The sequence below is a fragment of the Streptomyces barkulensis genome, from assembly GCF_002843305.1.
GTDB lineage: Bacteria > Actinomycetota > Actinomycetes > Streptomycetales > Streptomycetaceae > Streptomyces > Streptomyces barkulensis.
This window is the reverse complement of sequence record NZ_PGSG01000028.1, coordinates 46,443-65,617: the sequence shown is the minus strand read 5'-3', so window position 1 is coordinate 65,617 and position 19,175 is coordinate 46,443. Positions and strand designations below refer to the sequence as shown.

The window sequence follows — 19,175 nt, the reverse complement described above, 5'->3', positions numbered from 1 at the left end:
GACCGGTCGCCCGGCCCGGCCGTCGGGCGGGGGCGTCAGACGCGGTTGCGGCGGACGCGGAGGACGACCGCGGCTCCGAGCACGACGAGTGCGGCGCCGCCCGCGGCGACGAACGGCGTCGCGAAGTCGCCGCCGGTGTCGGCCAGGTTCTCCCCGTCCTGAGCGGCGGCCGCGGCGGCTCGGGTCCCGTCACCGCCACCGTTCCCGCCGCCGTTCCCGCCGGCGGAGTCTGCGGGGGCGTCGGCGTCGGTGCCGTCCTCCGAGACCGGCTCGCCCTCTCCGGAGCGCTGCTGCGGGGCCGGGGCCTCGGCGCCCTTTCCGGGGGCGGTGGCCGCGCCGGACGGAGCCGGGGCGCCGTTCAGGCTGACGGCCACCGTGGCGGACCCGCCGCCCGACGCCCTGACCTCCACGTCGATCCGGTGGGCGGTGTCGGTCAGCCGCGTGATGGCGTCGGTGTCGCCGCCGCCGTCCTCCTCGGTGGTGTCGATGAGGCGGGAGGCGGTGTAGGAGCCCTTGGGCACCCGGTAGGCGTGGACGCCCTCGACCTTGGCGTCGAGCGTGCCGTACCGGTTGGTGTAACTCGCGTCCTCGTGGCGGTACTCGATGACCAGGCGGTCCTCGCCCATCGGTATGTCGAGCGCGCGCACCCCCTCCTTCGTGCCGTGGAGCGGGGCCAGTTCGTAGGTGGCGGACTTCTCCACCGTGACCGCCTGGCCGTCGGGCAGCCATCCTCTGCTGATGAGCTCGGGCGCGGTGAAGCCGACGCCGGCGCCGCCTCCGCCCATCGGGGTCTTGCCGCTGGTTCCGCCGGTGGTGCAGTCGCCCAGGTCGCCGCCCGCGCACTTCTCGCGGAGGTGGTGGGCGAAGCCCTGGTTGTGGCCGAACTCGTGGACGAGCAGGTCCTCGCCGATCTCCTGGCCGACCAGGCTGACCCAGGTGTAGGGGCCGGGCATCGAACCGAGGCCGGACCAGTTGCAGTCGCTGCCCTTGCCCGGCTGGATGACGGAGAGGCTGTCGTAGTCCTCGCCCCTGACGTACCCGTCGGCTTCCAGGGCCTTCCGGGTCGCCGCGTTGACCCGGCCCGCGTCGCAGGGCTTCTGCGCGAGGTCGAGTTCGTACGGGCCGACGACCTTCTCCGGTACGGCCGGCACATAGGTGAAGGCGCCCTGCGAGACCTTGGCGAAGTAGCCGGCGAGGGACTTGCGCCCGCCGAAGTAGCTGCTCGCCGCGTACTCCTTGACCAGGTCGGTGTCCGGGAACTTCGCGTCCTGGAAGCCGACGACGACCACGAGGGTCCTGCGCTCGCCGGTGACCGGGTCCGCGGCGTGGGCGGTGCCGGTGGCGAGGGCGGTGGTCAGGGCGGCGCCGGTGGCAGCGGCGACGGCGGCGGCGCGGATGCGCGTGTGCATGGGGAGCCTTTCGGGTCCGGGGGAACTTCTCACTCCTGGGGAGTGGGCCGCCCCGGATCCGTCCCGCGACTTTGCCGATACTTTACCCGGGTGCCGTTCGGGCAGGTGAGAGCCTCGGCCGCCCGGTCATCCGTCCGCGAACCTCCCGTCGAAGAGGGCGCCGTCGTAGAGGAAGGCGAAGGAGGGCGAGCCGTAGTAGTGGTGGTTGGTGGCGATTTCGCCGGTGTGGGGCTTCCCGTCCGCGGCGTTCGCCCAGTCGTCCAGGCCCAGGTACATCGTGCCGCCGGCCTGGACGAACCGCGCCTCGCCCGACCCTTCCGGGGCGTAGAGGCCCCACAGCTGGCGGGTGTCGGAAGGATCGCAGACGGCCTGGGTGACCGGCGCGTCGTCGATCCGCGTGCCCTGGTTGGCCAGGCACATCCCGGTGCCGGTGTTGCGCAGCTGCACCCGGCCGTCGCCGCCCGGACGGAGCAGGTCCCACTGCTGGTGCTCCCCGCCGTCGCAGGCGGCCTCCCGGGCCTGGACGCCGGTGGCCGTGCTGCCGCCGGGTATCTCCATGCACCGTCCGGTGGACGCCGGACGCAGCCGGGTGCGGTCCTCGGCCGCCGGGCCCGGCGCCGCGGCCCCGGGCACCGACCGCGCGTCCGGTGTCGCTGATGCGCCGGCGCCGGACGGCGAGGGGGCCGCGGAGGCGCTCGGTGGCGCGGTGGACGGGGGGACGGGCTCCGGCACGGTGGCGCCGGGTGAGTCGGAGGGAGCGGAGGCGGCCGGGGCCGGCGCCGTCCTCGCGGGTTCGTCCCCGCCGGGAAGCAGCAGGAGGCCGCCTGCGACGGCGGCCGTCACGGCCACCGCCGCGGCCGTGGTGCCCCAGGGGGACGCGGCCGTGGCCGGCTGCGGTGCGGTGACGGGCTCGTGCGGGGCGCCGGAGCCGGAGGAGCCGGAAGGGCCGGAAGAGGGAGCCGCCCCCGTACCACCGGCCGCGGCGCCTTCGGCGAGCCGGGCGGTGAGATGGGCGGGCGCGCCCCACAGCAGCAGCGCGGCGGGCAGCACGGCCCGCAGCCGCTGGTCGATGTCGGTGAGTTCGGCCAGCGCCCGCCGGCAGCCGTCGCAGTCGTCGAGGTGCCGCCGCAGATGCCGGGGCATGCGGCGGCCGGGTCGGCGTACGGCGGATCCCAGGAGCGTGCCGTAGCGGCGGCACTCCCGGCTGCGCCCTGCCGACTCGGCGTGCGCGCTGAGGAACGCCTCCCGCAGCCCCTCGCGGGCGCGGGCGGTGAGGGAGGCCACACCGCTGGGGCTCACCCCGAGGAGCGTTCCGGTCCTCGCCGCGGGCTCGCCCTCGACGACGCTGTGCCACAGCACCGCCTGCCAGCGCTCCGGCAGGGAGCGGAAGCCGCGCAGCACCATGCTGCCGTCCTCTTGGCGGATCATCCGCTCCTCGGCGCTCTGGACGTACGCGCCCTGTGCTCCGTGGAGTTCGTCGAGCCGGCGGTCGAGGTCGGCGGAGAGTTCCGTGCGGCGGGCCGAGGCGGCCCAGTCCCCGGCGGTGTGGCGTACCACGCCCAGGAGATACGGGCGCCATGCCTGCGTCGGGCCGTGGCCGGACCGGACGGCCTGGATGGTCCGGGTGAACGCCTCGGACGCCAGATCCTCCGCGGTGTGCGCGTCGCGGACGAAGGTACGGGCGTAGGCCAGCACCGCGGAGCGGTGGCGGCGGTACAGCTCGGCCAGGGCGCTCTCGCCGCCCGTCCGCCGTACCGCCGCGGTGAGTTCCGCGTCGGAGGGCTCGGCCGGCGCTCCCGCGGGCTCCGCCGGTGCGCCGGAGCCGCCGTTCGCCGCCGTCGATGTCACGCGCGGACCGTACACGGCCACCTGCCCGGACGGCCCGGGCCGGATCCCGCGGCCGCCCCGGCCGGGGCCCCGGTCAGCCACCGTGCGCGGCCGCCCCCGACAGGGGCGGCGCGGTGTCCGCGCCCGGCTGGGGGTGTACGCAGTGCCAGCGGTGTCCGCCGGGGCCGTCCGCCGCCGCCGGGAAGGCGGTGGCGCACGCGTCGTCCGCCTTCCAGCAGCGGGTGCGGAACGGGCACCCGGAGGGCGGGTTGGTGGCCGACGGCACCGGTCCGTGCAGCACGATCCGCTCGGGGCGCTCCAGCAGGCTCGGGGTGGCCGAGAGCAGGGCCTCGGTGTACGGGTGCCGGGAGTCGCCGGTGACCTGCGCGGCCCCGCCCTCCTCGACGACGCGGCCGAGGTACAGCACGGCGATGCGGTCGGACAGGTAGCGCACGGTCTGCACGTCGTGCGAGATGAACACCATGCCGAGGCCGAGCCGGGCCCGCAGGTCCACCAGGAGGTTGAGGATCTGGGCGCGCACCGAGACGTCCAGGGCGCTGGTGGGTTCGTCGGCGACGATCAGCTCCGGTTCCAGGGCGAGGGCGCGGGCGATGGCCACGCGCTGGCGCTGGCCGCCGGAGAGCTGGCCGGGCAGTGCCTGAAGGGTGTGGCCGGGCAGGCCGACCAGGTCGAGGAGTTCCTCGACGCGCCGCTCGCGCTCGTCCCGCGTCCCCCGGGCGTGCACGTCCAGCGGGTCGCGCAGGATCCGGTGCACCGGCAGCCGCGGGTTCAGCGCGGTGGAGGGGTCCTGGAAGACCACGCCGACCGAGGTACCGAAGCGGGTGCGGCGTTCGGCGGCGGGCATCCGCCACAGGTCCTGGCCCTTGAAGTACACATGGCCCTCCGTCGGGCGCTGCAGTCCGGTGACCACCCGGGCCAGGGTGGACTTGCCGCAGCCCGACTCGCCGACCAGGCCGAGGATCTCGCCGGGCCGGACCTCCAGGCAGGCGTCGGTCAGGGCGTGCACCGCGTCCCGGCGCAGGATGCCGCCGCTGCGCGCCCTGTGCCGTACGTGGACGTGGTCGAGCCGGACGAGCGGTTCCATCGTGGTGTCCTTCGGTGCGGTCATCGGGCGCTCTCCAGCCGCTCGGCCGGCCGGTTCACGGGCGCCGGGTGGTGGCAGGCGAACAGGTGGTCCCGCGCGGCCCCGCGGTCGGCCGGGGGCGGCGGGGTGGTGGCGCACAGGCCGGTGGCGGCGGCGCACCGGGAGGCGAAGCGGCAGCCTGGGCCGAACGCCTTCGGCGCGGGCACCACACCCCGGATCTGGTGCAGCCGGTTTGCGCCCGCCTCCAGCGAGACCACGGAGCCGAGCAGCCCCCGGCTGTAGTGGTGGGCGGGGTCGGTCAGCAGGGAACGGGTGTCGCCGGCCTCGGCGATCTGGCCCGCGTACATCACCGCGACCCGGTGGGCGAGATCGCCGACCAGGGCCAGGTCGTGCGAGACGAGGACCATCGCGAAGCCGAGTTCGTCGCGCAGTCTGACCAGCAGTTCGACGACCTGGGCCTGCACGGTGACGTCGAGCGCGGTGGTCGGCTCGTCGGCGATGAGCAGCCGCGGTTCGCGGGAGAGCGCCATGGCGATCAGCACGCGCTGCCGCTGGCCGCCGGAGAGTTCGTGGGGGTAGCTGCGCAGGGTGCGCTCGGGGGACAGGCCGACCAGTTCCAGCAGTTCGGCGGGGGTACGGGTGCCGCCGCGCGAGGTGAGCCGCTTCAGCTGGGTGCCGATCAGCACCGACGGGTTCAGCGACGACATGGCGTCCTGGTAGACCATCGCTATCTCGGGGCCCATGAGCGCCCGGCGTTCCCTGGGCGACAGCTTCAGCAGGTCGCGGCCCCGGTAGAGGATCTCGCCCCCGGCCTCGGCGTTGCGGGCCAGCAGGCCCATGATCGCGAGGCTGGTGATCGACTTGCCGCAGCCCGACTCGCCGACCAGGCCGAGGGTTTCGCCCTCGCGGACGGTGAAGGAGATGCCGTCGACGACGCGGATGTCGCCGTAGCGGTCGGGGAAGCGGATCGCCAGGTCGCGGACGACGAGCAGTTCGGGCGCCTCCTCGGGCAGCGGCGGCACCGCGGGCTCGGCCGCCTCCAGCCGGGTGGCGAGCTCGGCGAGGGCGGCGTCCACCGTGGCCCGGTCGGCGGCGGGCGCGGCGGTGACGGCGGCCTGCTCCTCGGGGCCGGCGCCGCCGGCGCGGGCCTTGTCCGGGGAGGCGGCGGCGTCCGTCATGCCCTCGGACAGCACGTTCAGGGCGAGCACCGTGATCAGCACGCACAGACCGGGGAAGAGGGTCGCCCACCAGCCGCCCGAGAGCAGGATCTGCCGGCCGTAGGCCAGGACGCTGCCCCAGCTGGGGTCGGGGTCCTGCACTCCGGCGCCGATGAAGGACAGGCTCGCCTCGAAGATGATGGAGTCGGCCACCATGACGGTCGCGAACACCAGGACCGGCGCGGCGCAGTTGACGGCGACGTGCCGGGCCACGATGTGGCCGCGGCGGGCGCCGATGACCTGCTCGGCGGCGACGTAGTCCTCGCCGTACTGCTCCAGCACGTTGGCCCGTACGACACGGGCGAGCGAGGGCGAGTAGACGAAGGCGATGGTGAGGATGATGACCGGGACGCTGGGACCGAACACGGCGACGAGGACGGCGGCCAGCGCGATCGGCGGGAACGACATCACGACGTCGAGCGTGCGCATCACCGACTCGTCGGCGAGTTTGCGCGAGGTGGCCGCCAGCGCTCCCAGGAGCGAGCCGAGGACCAGGGCGAGGAAGGTCGCGCCGAGGCCGATGACCAGGGAGTAGCGGGCGCCGTGCACGACTCGCGCGAAGATGTCGCGGCCGGCCCGGTCGGTGCCGAACCAGTGGTCGGAGCCCGGCGGCTGGGCGGGGGTGCCGGTGGCGAGCGGGTCCTGGGTGAGCAGCGGTGCGAGGACCGCGCCGAGGACGACGACGGCGAGGACCCCGAGGGCGACCTTGGAGGGTATGGGCAGACGGCGCAGGCGGGTGCCGGGCCGGAGCCTGCCGGCGAGGGAGCGTGGGGCGAACATCACACCGTCCTGATGCGCGGGTTGACGAGCAGGTAGAGCAGGTCGACGACGACGTTGACCACGAGGAAGGCGACCGCGATGGTGAGCACGGTGCCCTGGACGAGTGCGACGTCGCCTCCGGTGACGCCCTCGAGGATCAGCTTGCCCATGCCGGGCAGGTCGAAGATCGCCTCGATGACGACGGCGCCGCTGAGCATGTAGCCGACCTTGACGCCGAGCACGGTCAGCGGGGTGACCAGGGCGTTGCGCAGCACCGAGCGGATGATCAGGGACGGCGGCAGGCCGCTGCCCCGGGCGGTGCGCACGTAGTCGCGGTCGAGTTCGGCGACCATCGAGGTGCGCACCAGACGGGCCAGCGACGCGGCGACCGGCAGTGCGAGGGCCAGCGAGGGGAGCGCCATGCTCTCGAGCCAGCCGCCGAGGGAGTCGGCCGGGTTGACGTAGCCGCCGGTCGGGAAGAGCGGGATGTTCAGCGCGAACTGCTGGATGAGCAGGACGCCGAGCCAGAACGAGGGCAGGGCGATGCCGGCCATCGACAGCACCCGGAACACCTGGTCGGGCCAGCGGTCCCGGTGGACGGCGCTGGTGACGCCGAAGACCAGGGCCAGCACGACGGCCAGCGAGAGACCGAGCAGCGTCAGCTGCAGGGTCAGCGGGAACGCGGTGGCGATCCGGTCGGCGACGGGCTGGCTGGGCGGCACGGTGACGCCGAGGTCTCCCTGCACCAGATCGGCCAGGAAGGCGAAGTAGCGCACCGGCAACGGGTCGTCGAGACCGTGCGCCTCGGCGAACGCGGCACGTGCCTCGGGGCTCGCGCTGTCGCCGAGCGCGTTGTACGCGGGGTCGGCCGGCGAGAACTGCAGCACCACGAAGACCAGCAGCGCGATGCCGAGCACCATCACCGGCATCATCGCGACGCGGCGCAGCGCGAGCCGGAGGAATGCAACCATCGTGAGGTTCCTAGGAATCGGGGCGGGCCGCCGCTGCCTGCCGGGCAGCGGCGGTTGCCCGGGGACGGGCGTACGGGCTCAGGCGCGGCCGACGTCGATGAAGGACAGACCGGTGGTGGGCAGCGGCCTGAAGCCCGGCAGCGTCCCCTCCCGCCAGGCGGTGGGCAGCTTGCGGTGCAGCACCGGGTACAGGGCCGCCTCCTCGGCGACCAGGTCGGTGACCTGGCCCCACAGCTCCTTGCGCTTGTCCTCGTCGGCCTCCGAGGCGGCCCTGTCGAGCAGCGACCTGGTCTTCCTGTAGGCGTCGGAGCCGGCCCAGCCGTAGCGCTTCTCGGGCCAGAAGCCGTAGTAGAACCAGCGCAGCAGCAGGTCGGCGTCGTTGCCGAAGACCGACGGGTCGCCCGGCGCCGCCAGCGCGTCGAAGTCACCCTTGTCGATCTTGGAGTACTGGGCGGGGGACTGGGCGATGTCCAGCCTGGCGTCGATGCCGGCCGCCGCCCAGCTCTCCTTGATCAGCGGTGCGATGTCCTTGACCCAGCCGGTGTCGGTGAGCAGCAGGGTGAAGGAGAGTTTGTCCACGCCCGCCTCCTTCAGCAGCTTCCTCGCCTTGGCCGGGTCGTGGCCGTAGACGGTGGCGGCCTTGCGGTAGTCGGGGTGCGTGGCCGGCACGTATCCGGTGGCGGGCTCGGCGTTGCCCAGCAGCGCGGTGGAGATGATCTTCTCGGTGTCGAGCGCGTAGTGCAGGGCCTGGCGTACCCGCTTGTCGGCGAAGCGCTCGTCCTTGCAGTTGAACATCAGGAAGAGCAGGCCGAAGGACTGGACGGACTCCACCTCGTCCTTGCCGGTGAGGCCCTCGACGTCGATGTAGGGCACGTCCTCGATGGCCTGGACCCGGCCGGACTTGAGCGCGCTGACCCGGGCGGACGGGTCGGACATCAGGTACCAGACCATCTTCTCGGCCTTGGCCGGGTGGGGCCCGTTGTACTTGTCGTACGCCTCCATGACGATCTTGTCCTCGCGGACCGCCGACACGAAGCGGTACGGGCCCGAGCCGACCGGCTCGGCGTCGAAGGCCTTGGGGTCGGCGCCGGCGATCTTCTTGGGCACGATGCGCACCACGGATATGCGTGACGGGAAGAGCGCGAAGGGGTGCTTGAGCTTGAACTCGACCGTCGCGGTGTCGACCGCCTTCACCCGGTCGATGAAGGGCACGAACTGCGCCATCAGCGAGGCGTTCTCCGGGTCGAGGACGCGCTCGAAGCTGAACACCACGTCGTCCGCGGTGACCGGCGAACCGTCGTGGAAGGTGGCGCCCTCGCGCAGGGTGGCCCGGTAGGTGGTCGCGTTGATCTTCTTGGGCATCTCGGTGGCCAGCGTCGGGCGGGCGACGAGCGTGGCCGGGTCGAGGTCCACCAGGCCCTCGAAGATGTGCATGTTGGCGGCGTACGGGGTGGCGCCGGAGGTGATCATGGGGTCGAAGCCCGTGGAGAGGGGGTAGGAGAGCCCCGCTTCGATGGTCTCGGTGCCGCTGCCGGACCCGCCGGACCCGCTTCCGGTGCTGCCGGGGCCGCCGCAGGCGGACAGGCTCGCGGTGATCGCGGTCGCCACACCGATGGCGCTGGTGTATCTCATGAAGGTGCGGCGGTCGACGCCGGCTGCACTGCGCGCGGACAAGGGTTCCTCCAGGCGGGAGACATGATGGGCGTTATGGGAAGAGGTGGGCGTGAACGTACCTCACCGAGATGCATCAGACGTCTGATGTCTGATGCTTGATAGCGTGGGAACGTAGCCCGGCAATGGAGAGGGGTCAAGAGGTGGCGGTGGGACAAGGTGGGATCCGAAGTGCGACACCGGAGCCGAAGGTGGCACGACAACCACTGCGACAGGAGGTCGTGGACGGCATCAAGTCCTACATCCTGCGCAACCAGCTGCGCCCGGGGGATCCGCTGCCGACCGAGCCCGCCCTGTGCGAGGCGCTCGGCGCCAGCCGCTCCAGCGTGCGGGAGGCGATCAGGATCCTCACCGCGCTCGACATCGTCGAGGTGCGGCACGGCCACGGCACCTACGTCGGCCGGCTGAGCCTGTCCGCCCTGGTGGAGAGCCTGGCCTTCCGCGGCCTGCTCAGCCCCGACGACGACTTCCAGGTGATGTCCGACCTCATCGAGGTGCGCGAACTGTTCGAGCGCGGCATGGCGGAGCGGCTCGTGCGATCCCTGAGCGACGAACAGACCGACCGCCTCGCGGCGCTCGTCGACGAGATGCGCAGGGCCGGCGCCGGGGAGGGGCACGGTTTCATCGAGGCCGACCGGGCCTTCCACACCCTGCTCGTGGCCCCCCTCGGCAACGACCTGATCGGGCAGCTCTCCGCGGCGTTCTGGGACGTCTACGTCATCGTCGCGCCGCACCTCGACGTCTTCACGCACGAGCACGAGGCGGCCACCATCGCCAACCACCAGCGCATCGTGGACGCCGTGCGTGACCGGGATCCCGCCGAGTTCGCGGCCGCGCTGACCGAGCACTACGCGCCCGTACGGAAGCGCATCGCGGAGGCCCGCGCACGCCGCTGACCCGCTCGCTCCCCCGAAGGAGGCGGCCCCACACCGGGGCCGCCTCCTTCGTGCCGTACAAAACGTCCGGCCCCACCCGGCGGGCGGGCCGAGTACTTGACGGCCCTCTCCCGGATCTCTAAGGTCCCAGGACGACAGACATCAGACGTCTGTTGTCAGAGATCGACCTTCCCCCCTTCCACACCTTCCGCGCTGCGCCGCGCGCACGCCTCACCCACCGGGGCCCTCCTCATGCCACTGACGGACCTCACCCTCGCCGAATGCCTCGCACTCCGGCCCGACCTCGATGAGCCCGCCGACCTCGACACGTTCTGGCACCAGACCCTGCGAACGGCCCGGGCGGCCGGCGGCACCCCCCGCTTCACTCCCGTGGACACCGGTCTGACGCAGGTGACGACCTACGACGTGACCGTGCCGGGATTCGCCGGCGAGCCCGTCCGGGGCTGGCTGCACCTGCCGGCCGGGGCCGGCGGCCCGCTGGGCTGTGTGGTGGAGTTCCTCGGCTACGGACGCGGACGCGGCCTGCCGCACGAGCAGGTGCTCTGGGCGAACGCCGGCTACGCGCACTTCATCATGGACACCCGCGGCCAGGGCTGGTCCACGGCCGGCGGAGACACCCCCGACACGGCCTCCCTGAGCGGCGACGTCCCCGGCTTCCTGACCCGCGGTGTGGACGCCCCCCACCACCACTACTACCGGCGCGTGTTCACCGACGCCGTGCGCTTCACCGAGGCCGCCCGCGCACACCCGGCCGTCGATCCGGACCGGACCGTCGTGACCGGCGTCAGCCAGGGCGGCGGCATCTGTCTCGCGGTGGCCGGGCTCGTGCCGGGCCTGGCGGGCGTGATGCCCGACGTCCCGTTCCTGTGCGACATCCGGCGCGGGGCGACGATCGCCGGCGCACCGCCCTACACCGAGATCGCGGAGTACCTGCGCCTGCACCGCGACCGTGCCGAGGCCGTCTTCACCACGCTCTCCTACGTCGACGCGGCCCTGCTGGCCGCCCGCGCCACCGCCCCGTCCCTCTTCTCCATCGCCATGATGGACGAGATCTGCCCGCCCTCCACCTGCTTCGCCGCCTACCACCGCTACGGCGGCCCCAAGGATCTGCGCGTCTACGAGTTCAACGGCCACGAGGGCGGCGGCGGCCACCACCGGCGCGAACAACTCGCCTGGCTGAAACAGCTGTTCTCCCGGCCCCTCCCCCCGGACCGGTCCGCTCTCCTCACCCCGCACGCCTCCCGGCCCGTCTGACCCGCCAACCGAAAAAAGGTCCGTTCATGCAGCGCAGAGTCACTCTGGCCACCGCCACCGCAGTCACCGCTCTGGCCCTGCTGGCCGCCGGCACGCCCGCCGCGCACACCGCCGGCCGGCAGACCGCCGACCAGCGGACCGTCCTCGCTTCCGGCGCCCTGGTCTCGCAGGACATCGCCACCGCGGGCACCGGATCCCCCCACTACCGCATCCCCGCCCTGACCACGACGGTCGAGGGCACCCTGATCGCCGCCTACGACGCCCGCCCCACCCTCGCCGACCTGCCCGGCAACCTCGGCATCGTCCTGCGCCGCAGCACCGACGGCGGAGCCACCTGGCAGCCCCAGCAGGTCGTACGCAAGGACCCCGCCCCCAAGGGCTACGGCGACCCCAGCCTCCTCGTCGACCGTGAGACCGGGCGGATCTTCCTCTTCTACGCGGCCTCCGTGAACCAGGGCTTCTTCGGCTCGGCGACCGGCAACGACGAGAGTGACCCGAACGTCCTCCAGGCCGACTACAGCTACTCCGACGACGACGGCCTGACCTGGAAGCACGAACGGATCACCGCCGAGATCAAGAACCCGGCCTGGGCCGGCATGTTCGCCGCCTCCGGCGAGGGCATCCAACTGCGCCACGGGAAGTACGCCGGCCGTCTGATCCAGCAGTACGCCATCCGCCACAACGGCGCCAACTACGCCGTCAGCGCCTACAGCGACGACCACGGCGCCACCTGGAGGATGGGCACCCCGGTCGGGCCCGGCGGCGACGAGAACAAGACCGTGGAGCTGTCCGACGGCCGCATCATGCTCAACAACCGCTCCAGGCCGTACCGCACGGTGGCCTACTCCACCGACGGCGGCGTCACCTACACCCCCTTCCAGCAGGACACCGAACTGCCCGACCCCGCCAACAACGGCTCGATCATGCGCTTCGCGCCCGACGTGCCCGCCTCCCACCCGCGCGCCTCCTGGCTGATGTTCAGCAACACGGCCACCACGGGCAGCCGCAGCAACCTCACCGTCCGCCTCTCCTGCGACAACGGGCGGAACTGGCCGGTGCGCAGGACCGTCGAGGCCGGCTCGGCCGCCTACTCCACGCTCACCCCGCTCAGTGACGGCACCGCGGCCAACCCCCGGGTGGGCCTGCTGTGGGAGCGCGACAACTACCGGCACATCACCTACTCCTCCTTCGACCTGCGGTGGCTCGCGGGCGTCTGCGCCCCGGTCACCGTCACCCCGCCCGCCTCCCTGCCCGCGGGCAGGACCACCGAGGTCACCGTCCGCGTCGTCAGCCAGAACGACGTGGACCTGCCCTCCGGCACGGTCTCCCTCAAGCTGCCGGCCGGCTGGAGCGCCCCGAGCGTGACCGTGCCCGCGCTCAGGCCCGGCCAGGGCGCGAACATGAGGATCCCCGTCACCGTTCCCGCGAACGCCACCGCGGGCGCCGTGCCGACGACCGCCACCTACCTCGTACGCGGCTGGCAGCGGTCCTACGGTGACGGCACGCTCACCGTCACCGCGCCCTAGCCCCGACCCGGGCCGCCCGCACGACGCCCGTACGACGCCCGTGCGGGCGGCCCGTCCCTCCCCGCCGAGCACCGCATCACCCAGGAGCCCCTACATGCCCTCGTCCCTGCCCCTGCGCGGCGTCGTGCCGCCCGTCTGCACCCCCCTGGACGCATCGGGCGAGGTCGACACCGCCTCGCTCGCCCGGCTCGTCGAACACCTCCTGGACGGCGGGGTGCACGGCCTGTTCGCCCTCGGCTCCAGCAGCGAGGTCGCCTTCCTCACCGACCGGCAGCGGGCGGTGGCCCTGGAGACGGTCGTCGAGGCCGTCGCCGGGCGCGTCCCCGTGCTCGCCGGTGTCATCGACATGACCACCCCCCGTGTACTCGCCCACGCGGAGGCCGCCCGCGCGGCCGGCGCCGACGCGCTGGTGGCGACCGCGCCCTTCTACGCCCGGACCCACCCCGCCGAGATCGCCCGCCACTTCCGCACCGTCCGCGCCCGCGCCGGCCTGCCCCTGTACGCCTACGACCTCCCGGTCTCCGTGCACAGCAAGCTCTCCGTCCCCCTGGTACGCGAACTGGCCGAGGACGGCACGCTCGCCGGGCTCAAGGACAGCAGCGGCGACGAGGGCTCCCTGCGCAGACTCCTCGTCGCACTCGGCGGACGCCACGGCCGGGCCGATGGCCCGGCTCCCTCCTTCAGCATCCTCACCGGATCCGAACTGACCGTGGACGCAGCCGTGCTGGCCGGCGCCGACGGCGTCGTGCCCGGCCTCGGCAACGTCGACCCCGCCGGATACGTGCGCCTCTACGAGGCCGCGCGGGACGGCGACTTCGAGCGCGCCGCCGGGGAGCAGGAACGGCTGGTGAAGCTGTTCGGCATGGTCGACGCGGGTCCCGAGGAGGAGATGGGCCGCAACTCCTCCGCCATCGGCGCGTTCAAGCACGCGCTGCGGCTGCTCGGGGTGTTCGCCCACGGCACCACCGCCGCCCCGCAGATCCAGCTGAGCGACGCCTCGGTCGCCCTCGTCGAGCAGCGGCTGCGCGAGGCCGGACTGCTCCGGGTCCGATGACGGCACCGCACCACGGCGCCCCGGTGATCGGCCTCGACCTGGGCGGCACGAAGATCGCCGCCGCCCTCGTCGCGGGCGACGGCGCCGTCCTGGCCCGGCACACCCTGCCCACCCCGGCGGCCCGGGGCCCGGAGGCGGTGCTGGACGCGCTGGCCGAGGCCTCCCGCGCCGTCCGGACACAGGACGCCGCCGCGATCGGCGTCGCCGCGGCCGGAGTGATCGATCCCGTCTCCGGGACCGTCGTCAGCGCCACGGACACCCTTCGCGGCTGGGCCGGAACCGTCCTGGCCGGCGGCCTCGCCACCCGCACCGGGCTCCCCGTGGCCTGCGACAACGACGTACGGGCCGCCGCCGCCGCGGAACTCGCCGCCCTGGACGGCGGCGGCGAGGGTCCCACGCTGGTCTACGCGGCCGTCGGCACCGGCGTCGGCGGCGCCGTCGCCGCCTGGGGACGGGTACTGCACGGCGCCGCCGGAATCGCCGGGCACCTCGGCCATCTGCCGAGCCCCGAGGCGGGCGGACTGCCCTGCACCTGCGGAGCCACCGGCCATCTGGAGGCGATCGCCGCCGGGCCGGGCATCACCGCCCACTACACACGGCTGAGCGGCAGCCCGGCCGATCGTCTGGAGACCGTGGCCGAACGCGCGGTCCGCCAGGACCCGCACGCGGTCTCGGCCATCACCACAGGCGCCCGGGCGGCCGGCCGCGTCCTGGGCGGCCTCGCCAACGCGCTGGGACCGCACCGCGTCGTCGTCGGCGGAGGAGTGCCCCGCATCGGAGCGCTGTACCGGGACGCCCTGTGCGCGGCCTTCGCCGCCGAACTCATGCCCCCGCTTCGCACGCTGCGCCCGGTCCCGCCGGTCGGAGGGGACGACGCGGCGGTCCTCGGGGCCGCCGCGCTGACCCGCACGCTGCCCCTGCACCCTCCCCGCACCTCTGGAGTCACGCCATGACCTCGCCCGAGACCGAGACCGGAACCGAGCCCGAGACCGGGACCGAGCCCGATCCCCGGTCCCGGCCCCACGATCTGATCGCCTCCCTCGAGGGCCGCCTGATCGTGTCGTGCCAGGCGCCGCCCGGCGACCCGATGCGCCACACCGGCACCCTCGTGCGCATGGCCCGCGCGGCGCGGGCCGGCGGCGCCGCGGCCGTACGCGTCAACGGACCGGAGGTCGTCGCGGCCACCGTCGCGGCCGTCGGCCTGCCGGTGATCGGGCTGTGGAAGGACGGCGACACCGGTGTCTACATCACCCCGGGCGTGCGCCACGCGCTCGCCGTCGCCGAGGCGGGGGCCGCGATCGTCGCGGCCGACGCCACCGCCCGGCCGCGCCCCGACGGCAGCACCTTCGCCGAACTCGTCGCGGCCGTCCACGGCGCGGGCGCCCTGGTCATGGCCGATGTCTCGACCCTGGACGAGGGGCGGGAAGCGGCCGCGCGGGGAGCCGACCTGGTGTCGACCACCCTGTCGGGCTACGTGGCGGGATCACCCCGGCAGACCGCGCCGGACCTGCGGCTCGTCGCCGAACTCGCCGCCTCGGTCGACACCCCGGTGGTCGCCGAAGGGCGTATCGCCACCCCGGAGCAGGCCGCCGAGGCGCTCGCGGCGGGCGCGCTGAGCGTCGTCGTGGGCACCGCCATCACGGCGCCGACCGCGCTGACCAGACGCTTCGCGGACGGGCTCGCGGGCTGACCGGAAGTTCCGGGCGCCGGGCGCGGGCCTTCGGCGGTCCTTCGCAGGCCCCGGCCGGACCCTCCCCTCCGGCCGGGGCCGCACCGCGTGCGGCTTTCCGGGACGCGCCGGGCCCCCGGTGCGTCCGCGCGGACGCACCGGGGGCCCGGAACCGGTCACGGCCGTCAGAGTCCCTGCCAGTGCGGCTTGGCCTCGTAGGTGGCACGGAAGTAGTCCGCGAGCTTCAGCCCGGACGCGGCCGCCTCGTCCACCACGACCGTGGCGTGGGGATGTGTCTGCAGCGCGGAGGCCGGGACCATCGCGGACAGCGGCCCCTCGACGGTCTGCGCGACGGCCTCCGCCTTGTTCTCGCCGGTGGCGAGCAGCACCAGATGACGGGCTTCCAGGATGGTGCCGATGCCCTGGGTGATGACGTGGTGCGGCACCTGGTCGATGTCGCCGCCGAAGAAACGGGCGTTGTCGGCGCGGGTCTGCCGGGTGAGCGTCTTGATACGGGTGCGGGAGGCCAGCGAGGAACACGGCTCGTTGAAGCCTATGTGCCCGTCGGTGCCGATGCCGAGCAGCTGGAGGTCCACACCGCCGGCCTCGGCCAGCTCCCTCTCGTACTTCTCGCAGGCCGCCGGGATGTCCCCCGCCGAGCCGTCGGGCCCCATGAAGGACGCCTCGTCCAGCCCGAGCGGCTCCACCACCTCGCGCAGTACCACCGAGCGGTAGGACTCGGGGTGCCCGGAGGGCAGGCCGACGTACTCGTCGAGCTGGCAGATCCGGGCGCGCGAGACGTCCACATCACCCGCGGCGGCCCTGGCGGCCAGCGCCCGGTAGACGGGCAGCGGTGTCGAGCCCGTGGCCACACCGAGCAGCGCTTCGGGCTTGCGCCTCAGGAGGCCGGCCACGGCCTCGGCGATGATCTCCCCGCCTGCGTCGGCGTCCGGAACGATGACAACTTCCACGCTGGGCCTGCCGATCCAAGAGTGAACACCAGTGGTATAGACCACCATAGCAGGGAGGTGGCCCCGCACCGCACCCCGTCACCCCCGCGGAACCGGACGGCGGGCGGGCCACCGTCCCCGGCTGGACCGCCCTGGTCCCCGGCCGGACACGGCGGTCCGGAAGGGCCCGGACGCGACCCGGTCACCATGCGTAGAGTGGCCGTCGCGGAATCGAGACCGGCGGCCGGCGCCGGGCGCCCGGACGGAGGCAGCGGTGGAGCACCCCGACATGTCACGCGGTGCGCGGTCGGCCGCCCACGGCGCCGTCTCCACGGCCCTGGCCCGGCTCGGCGACCGTGAACTGCACCGGCTGGTGGACACGGCCGTGCCGCTCGGCTCCGGCATCGGCGGAAAGTCGTCCCTGCTGGAGGTCGCCGGAATCCCGGTATTCGTCAAACGGGTGCCCCTCACCGACCCGGAGAGGGAAGCCGCGCACTTCCGCTCCACGGCGAACCTGTTCGACCTGCCCGTCTTCTGCCAGTACGGCATCGGCGCCATCGGCGGGCCGGGGTTCGGAGCCTGGCGGGAACTCGCCGTGCACGCCATGACGACCGACTGGGTGCTCACCGGGGAGTACGAGGGCTTTCCCCTGATGTACCACTGGAGGGTGCTGCCGGACTCGGCGCCGCTGCCCGCGGAACTGGCCGACGTGGAACGGGCCGTGGCCTACTGGGGCGGCCGACCGCAGGTGCGCCGCCGGATCGAGGCCCTCCGGCGGTCCTCGGCGAGCGTCGTGGTGTTCCTGGAGTACATCCCGCGGAACCTGCACCAGTGGCTGGGCGAGCGGGTGGCCGCCGGGGACGAGGCCGCGAACCGGGCCTGCGCCATGGTCGAGAGGGAACTGGCGGCCGGCACCTCCTTCATGGCCGGCCGCGGGCTCGTCCACTTCGACGCGCACTTCGAGAACATCCTGACCGACGGCCGGCGTCTCTACTTCGCGGACTACGGCCTCGCGCTCTCCTCCCGGTTCGAACTGTCCCGGGAAGAGGCCGACTTCTTCGAACGGCATCAGACCTACGACCGCTGTTACACCGCCACATATCTGGTGAACTGGCTGGTCACCGCTTTGCTCGGATACCGGATCGAGGACCGCGACGGCCGCCACGCGCTGGTGCGCGCCTACGCCGGGGGCAGACGCCCCACGGGAGTCCCGGAGGAGGCCGCGGCGGCCATCACCCGGCACGCGCCGGTCGCCGCCGTGATGTCGGACTTCAACCGCGAGTTCCGGTACGGGAGCAGACGGACCCGGTATCCGCTGGAGGAGCTCCGGCGGGCCGGCGGGCCGGGCATCCCGTCCGCCGGACGACGGCACACGCCGGGCGGCGGCCGGCGGTAATTCGGGATGCGCCGGAGCCCGGCGGGGGTCTAGGGTCGCGGGCGTGTTCTCCTTCCTTCAGTTCTACGGCTGACACGGCCGGGGCGGCGCCCCGCCTCCCCGCCCGCATGCCCGTGTGCGCACCGGTGTCCGAGGTTTCCGGACAGGCCGGCGCGCGGGCCTGCGGTGTCCCCGTTCGCCGTAGACCCGAAGTGAGTGATCACCCATGTCCCGTCGCCGTGCCCATATCGCGATGGTCGGCATCCCCGCCGTCAGCCATGTCCTGCCCAGCCTGGCGATCATCAGCGAGCTGGTGGCCCGCGGCCACCGCGTGACCTACGCCAACGATCCGGCGGTGGCCGGCCTGATCGAGCCCACCGGCGCCGAACTCCTCCCCTGCGCGTCCGGGCTGCCGGTCGCCGACAACGACTGGCCCGAGGACCCCATCGCCGCGATGGGCCTCTTCCTCGACGACGCCGTACAGGCGCTCCCCCGGTTGCGCGCCGCCTACGACCGCGACCCGGCGGACCTGTACCTGTACGACATCGGCGCCTACGCCGCGCGCGCCCTCGCCGAATCTCAGGGCCGGCCCCTCATGCAGCTCTCCCCGACGTTCGTGGCCTGGGAGGGCTACGGCCAGGAGGTCGCGGCGCACCTGTGGGGGCTGCCGGGCGCCGACGCCTACCGGGCCAGGTTCGCGCAGTGGCTCGCCGGCTGCGGGGCTTCCACCACCGACGTGGACGCCTTCCCCGGCCGTCCCGCGCACACCCTGGCGCTGATCCCGCGGGCGATGCAGCCGCACGCCGACAGGGTCGACACCACCACGGTGACCTTCGTCGGGCCCTGTTTCGAGATGTCCGCGGGCACGGAGGGCCGGGCCCGTCCCGCGGACGCGGAGAAGGTGCTGCTGGTCTCCCTGGGCTCGGCGTACACCCGCCGGGCGGAGTTCTACCGCCGGTGCGTCGCCGCCTTCGGCGACCTGCCCGGCTGGCACGCCGTCCTCCAGATCGGCGGGTACACCGACCCGCGGGAGCTCGGCGCCGTCCCGTCGAACATCGAGGTGCACCCCTGGGTTCCGCAGCGGGCGATCCTGGGGCAGGCGGACGCCTTCGTCACCCACGCCGGCATGGGCGGCTGCAACGAGGGGCTGCTGGCGGGCGTCCCGATGATCGCCGTACCGCAGGCCACCGACCAGTTCATGAACGCCGACCGGCTCGTGGAACTGGGCGTGGCCCGCCGCATCGACACCGCGGAGGCCACCGCCGAGGCCTTGCGTGCGGCTTTGGAGGAGCTGGTAACCGACCCGGAGGTCGCCCGCCGCTCGGCGCTGCTGAGCGCCGCCGCACGGGCCGAGGGCGGCACCCGGCGCGCCGTCGGCCTCATCGAGGAGACGCTGGCCTGACCTGCGCGTACGGCGGCAGGGGTGACGGCGCAAAACCTCACCGCCCGTCACCCCCGCCGCTTCGCCCGCACCCGGCCGGGCCCGCTCGTC

The 19,175-nt window shown here is 73.6% G+C and carries 15 protein-coding genes; 8 read left to right on the top strand and 7 right to left on the bottom strand.

From position 1 onward, the window contains the following. Window positions 1–35 precede the first annotated feature (35 nt). The 6 genes from CUT83_RS06690 to CUT83_RS06665 form a co-directional block, all read right to left on the bottom strand. Window positions 36–1,409, bottom strand: a complete 1,374-nt coding sequence (locus CUT83_RS06690) for an LAETG motif-containing sortase-dependent surface protein (protein ID WP_101254951.1) — start codon at window positions 1,407–1,409, stop codon at window positions 36–38. A gap of 126 nt (window positions 1,410–1,535) precedes the next feature. Continuing rightward, complete coding sequence (locus CUT83_RS06685; protein ID WP_158238975.1) at window positions 1,536–3,257, bottom strand: sigma-70 family RNA polymerase sigma factor; 1,722 nt, start codon at window positions 3,255–3,257, stop codon at window positions 1,536–1,538. A gap of 73 nt (window positions 3,258–3,330) precedes the next feature. Next, window positions 3,331–4,365, bottom strand: a complete 1,035-nt coding sequence (locus CUT83_RS06680) for an oligopeptide/dipeptide ABC transporter ATP-binding protein (RefSeq protein WP_101254949.1) — start codon at window positions 4,363–4,365, stop codon at window positions 3,331–3,333. Next, window positions 4,362–6,338 carry a dipeptide/oligopeptide/nickel ABC transporter permease/ATP-binding protein gene (locus CUT83_RS06675; RefSeq protein WP_101254948.1) on the bottom strand — a complete coding sequence of 659 codons (1,977 nt, stop codon included), beginning with the start codon at window positions 6,336–6,338 and terminating at the stop codon, window positions 4,362–4,364. The genes CUT83_RS06680 and CUT83_RS06675 overlap by 4 nt, the downstream gene beginning before the upstream one ends. After that, on the bottom strand, window positions 6,338–7,288 hold the full coding sequence (locus CUT83_RS06670) for an ABC transporter permease (protein WP_101254947.1): 951 nt from the start codon (window positions 7,286–7,288) through the stop codon (window positions 6,338–6,340). The genes CUT83_RS06675 and CUT83_RS06670 overlap by 1 nt, the downstream gene beginning before the upstream one ends. A gap of 78 nt (window positions 7,289–7,366) precedes the next feature. Continuing rightward, window positions 7,367–8,920, bottom strand: coding sequence for an ABC transporter substrate-binding protein (locus CUT83_RS06665; RefSeq protein ID WP_101254965.1), 1,554 nt, complete (start codon window positions 8,918–8,920; stop codon window positions 7,367–7,369). Window positions 8,921–9,084: 164 nt separating this feature from the next. On the opposite strand from CUT83_RS06665, the gene CUT83_RS06660 reads away from it, so the two are divergent. From CUT83_RS06660 to CUT83_RS06635, 6 genes are all read left to right on the top strand, one after another. Continuing rightward, entirely contained in the window at window positions 9,085–9,855 is a 771-nt protein-coding gene (locus CUT83_RS06660) for a FadR/GntR family transcriptional regulator (RefSeq protein ID WP_420882387.1), read from the top strand. Window positions 9,856–10,086: 231 nt separating this feature from the next. Then, entirely contained in the window at window positions 10,087–11,109 is a 1,023-nt protein-coding gene (locus CUT83_RS06655) for an acetylxylan esterase (protein WP_101254945.1), read from the top strand. Window positions 11,110–11,135: 26 nt separating this feature from the next. After that, a complete protein-coding gene (locus CUT83_RS06650; protein WP_101254944.1) occupies window positions 11,136–12,635 on the top strand; it encodes an exo-alpha-sialidase in 1,500 nt (499 codons plus the stop codon). A gap of 94 nt (window positions 12,636–12,729) precedes the next feature. Then, a complete protein-coding gene (locus CUT83_RS06645) occupies window positions 12,730–13,689 on the top strand; it encodes a dihydrodipicolinate synthase family protein (RefSeq protein ID WP_101254943.1) in 960 nt (319 codons plus the stop codon). Further along, complete coding sequence (locus CUT83_RS06640; protein ID WP_101254942.1) at window positions 13,686–14,642, top strand: ROK family protein; 957 nt, start codon at window positions 13,686–13,688, stop codon at window positions 14,640–14,642. The genes CUT83_RS06645 and CUT83_RS06640 overlap by 4 nt, the downstream gene beginning before the upstream one ends. Next, window positions 14,639–15,379, top strand: a complete 741-nt coding sequence (locus tag CUT83_RS06635) for an N-acetylmannosamine-6-phosphate 2-epimerase (protein WP_101254941.1) — start codon at window positions 14,639–14,641, stop codon at window positions 15,377–15,379. Before CUT83_RS06640 ends, CUT83_RS06635 begins: the two co-directional genes overlap by 4 nt. A 164-nt stretch (window positions 15,380–15,543) precedes the next feature. On the opposite strand, the gene nagB is transcribed toward CUT83_RS06635, so the two are convergent. After that, entirely contained in the window at window positions 15,544–16,329 is a 786-nt protein-coding gene (gene nagB / locus CUT83_RS06630) for a glucosamine-6-phosphate deaminase (RefSeq protein WP_101254940.1), read from the bottom strand. Between the two features lie 268 nt (window positions 16,330–16,597). Here nagB and CUT83_RS06625 point away from each other — a divergent pair, with 268 nt between their 5' ends. Next, window positions 16,598–17,704 (top strand): protein kinase family protein, encoded by a 1,107-nt coding sequence (locus tag CUT83_RS06625; RefSeq protein WP_101254964.1) that lies wholly within the window; start codon window positions 16,598–16,600, stop codon window positions 17,702–17,704. 205 nt (window positions 17,705–17,909) lie between these two features. Further along, on the top strand, window positions 17,910–19,085 hold the full coding sequence (locus CUT83_RS06620; protein ID WP_206282573.1) for a macrolide family glycosyltransferase: 1,176 nt from the start codon (window positions 17,910–17,912) through the stop codon (window positions 19,083–19,085). Window positions 19,086–19,175 lie beyond the last annotated feature (90 nt).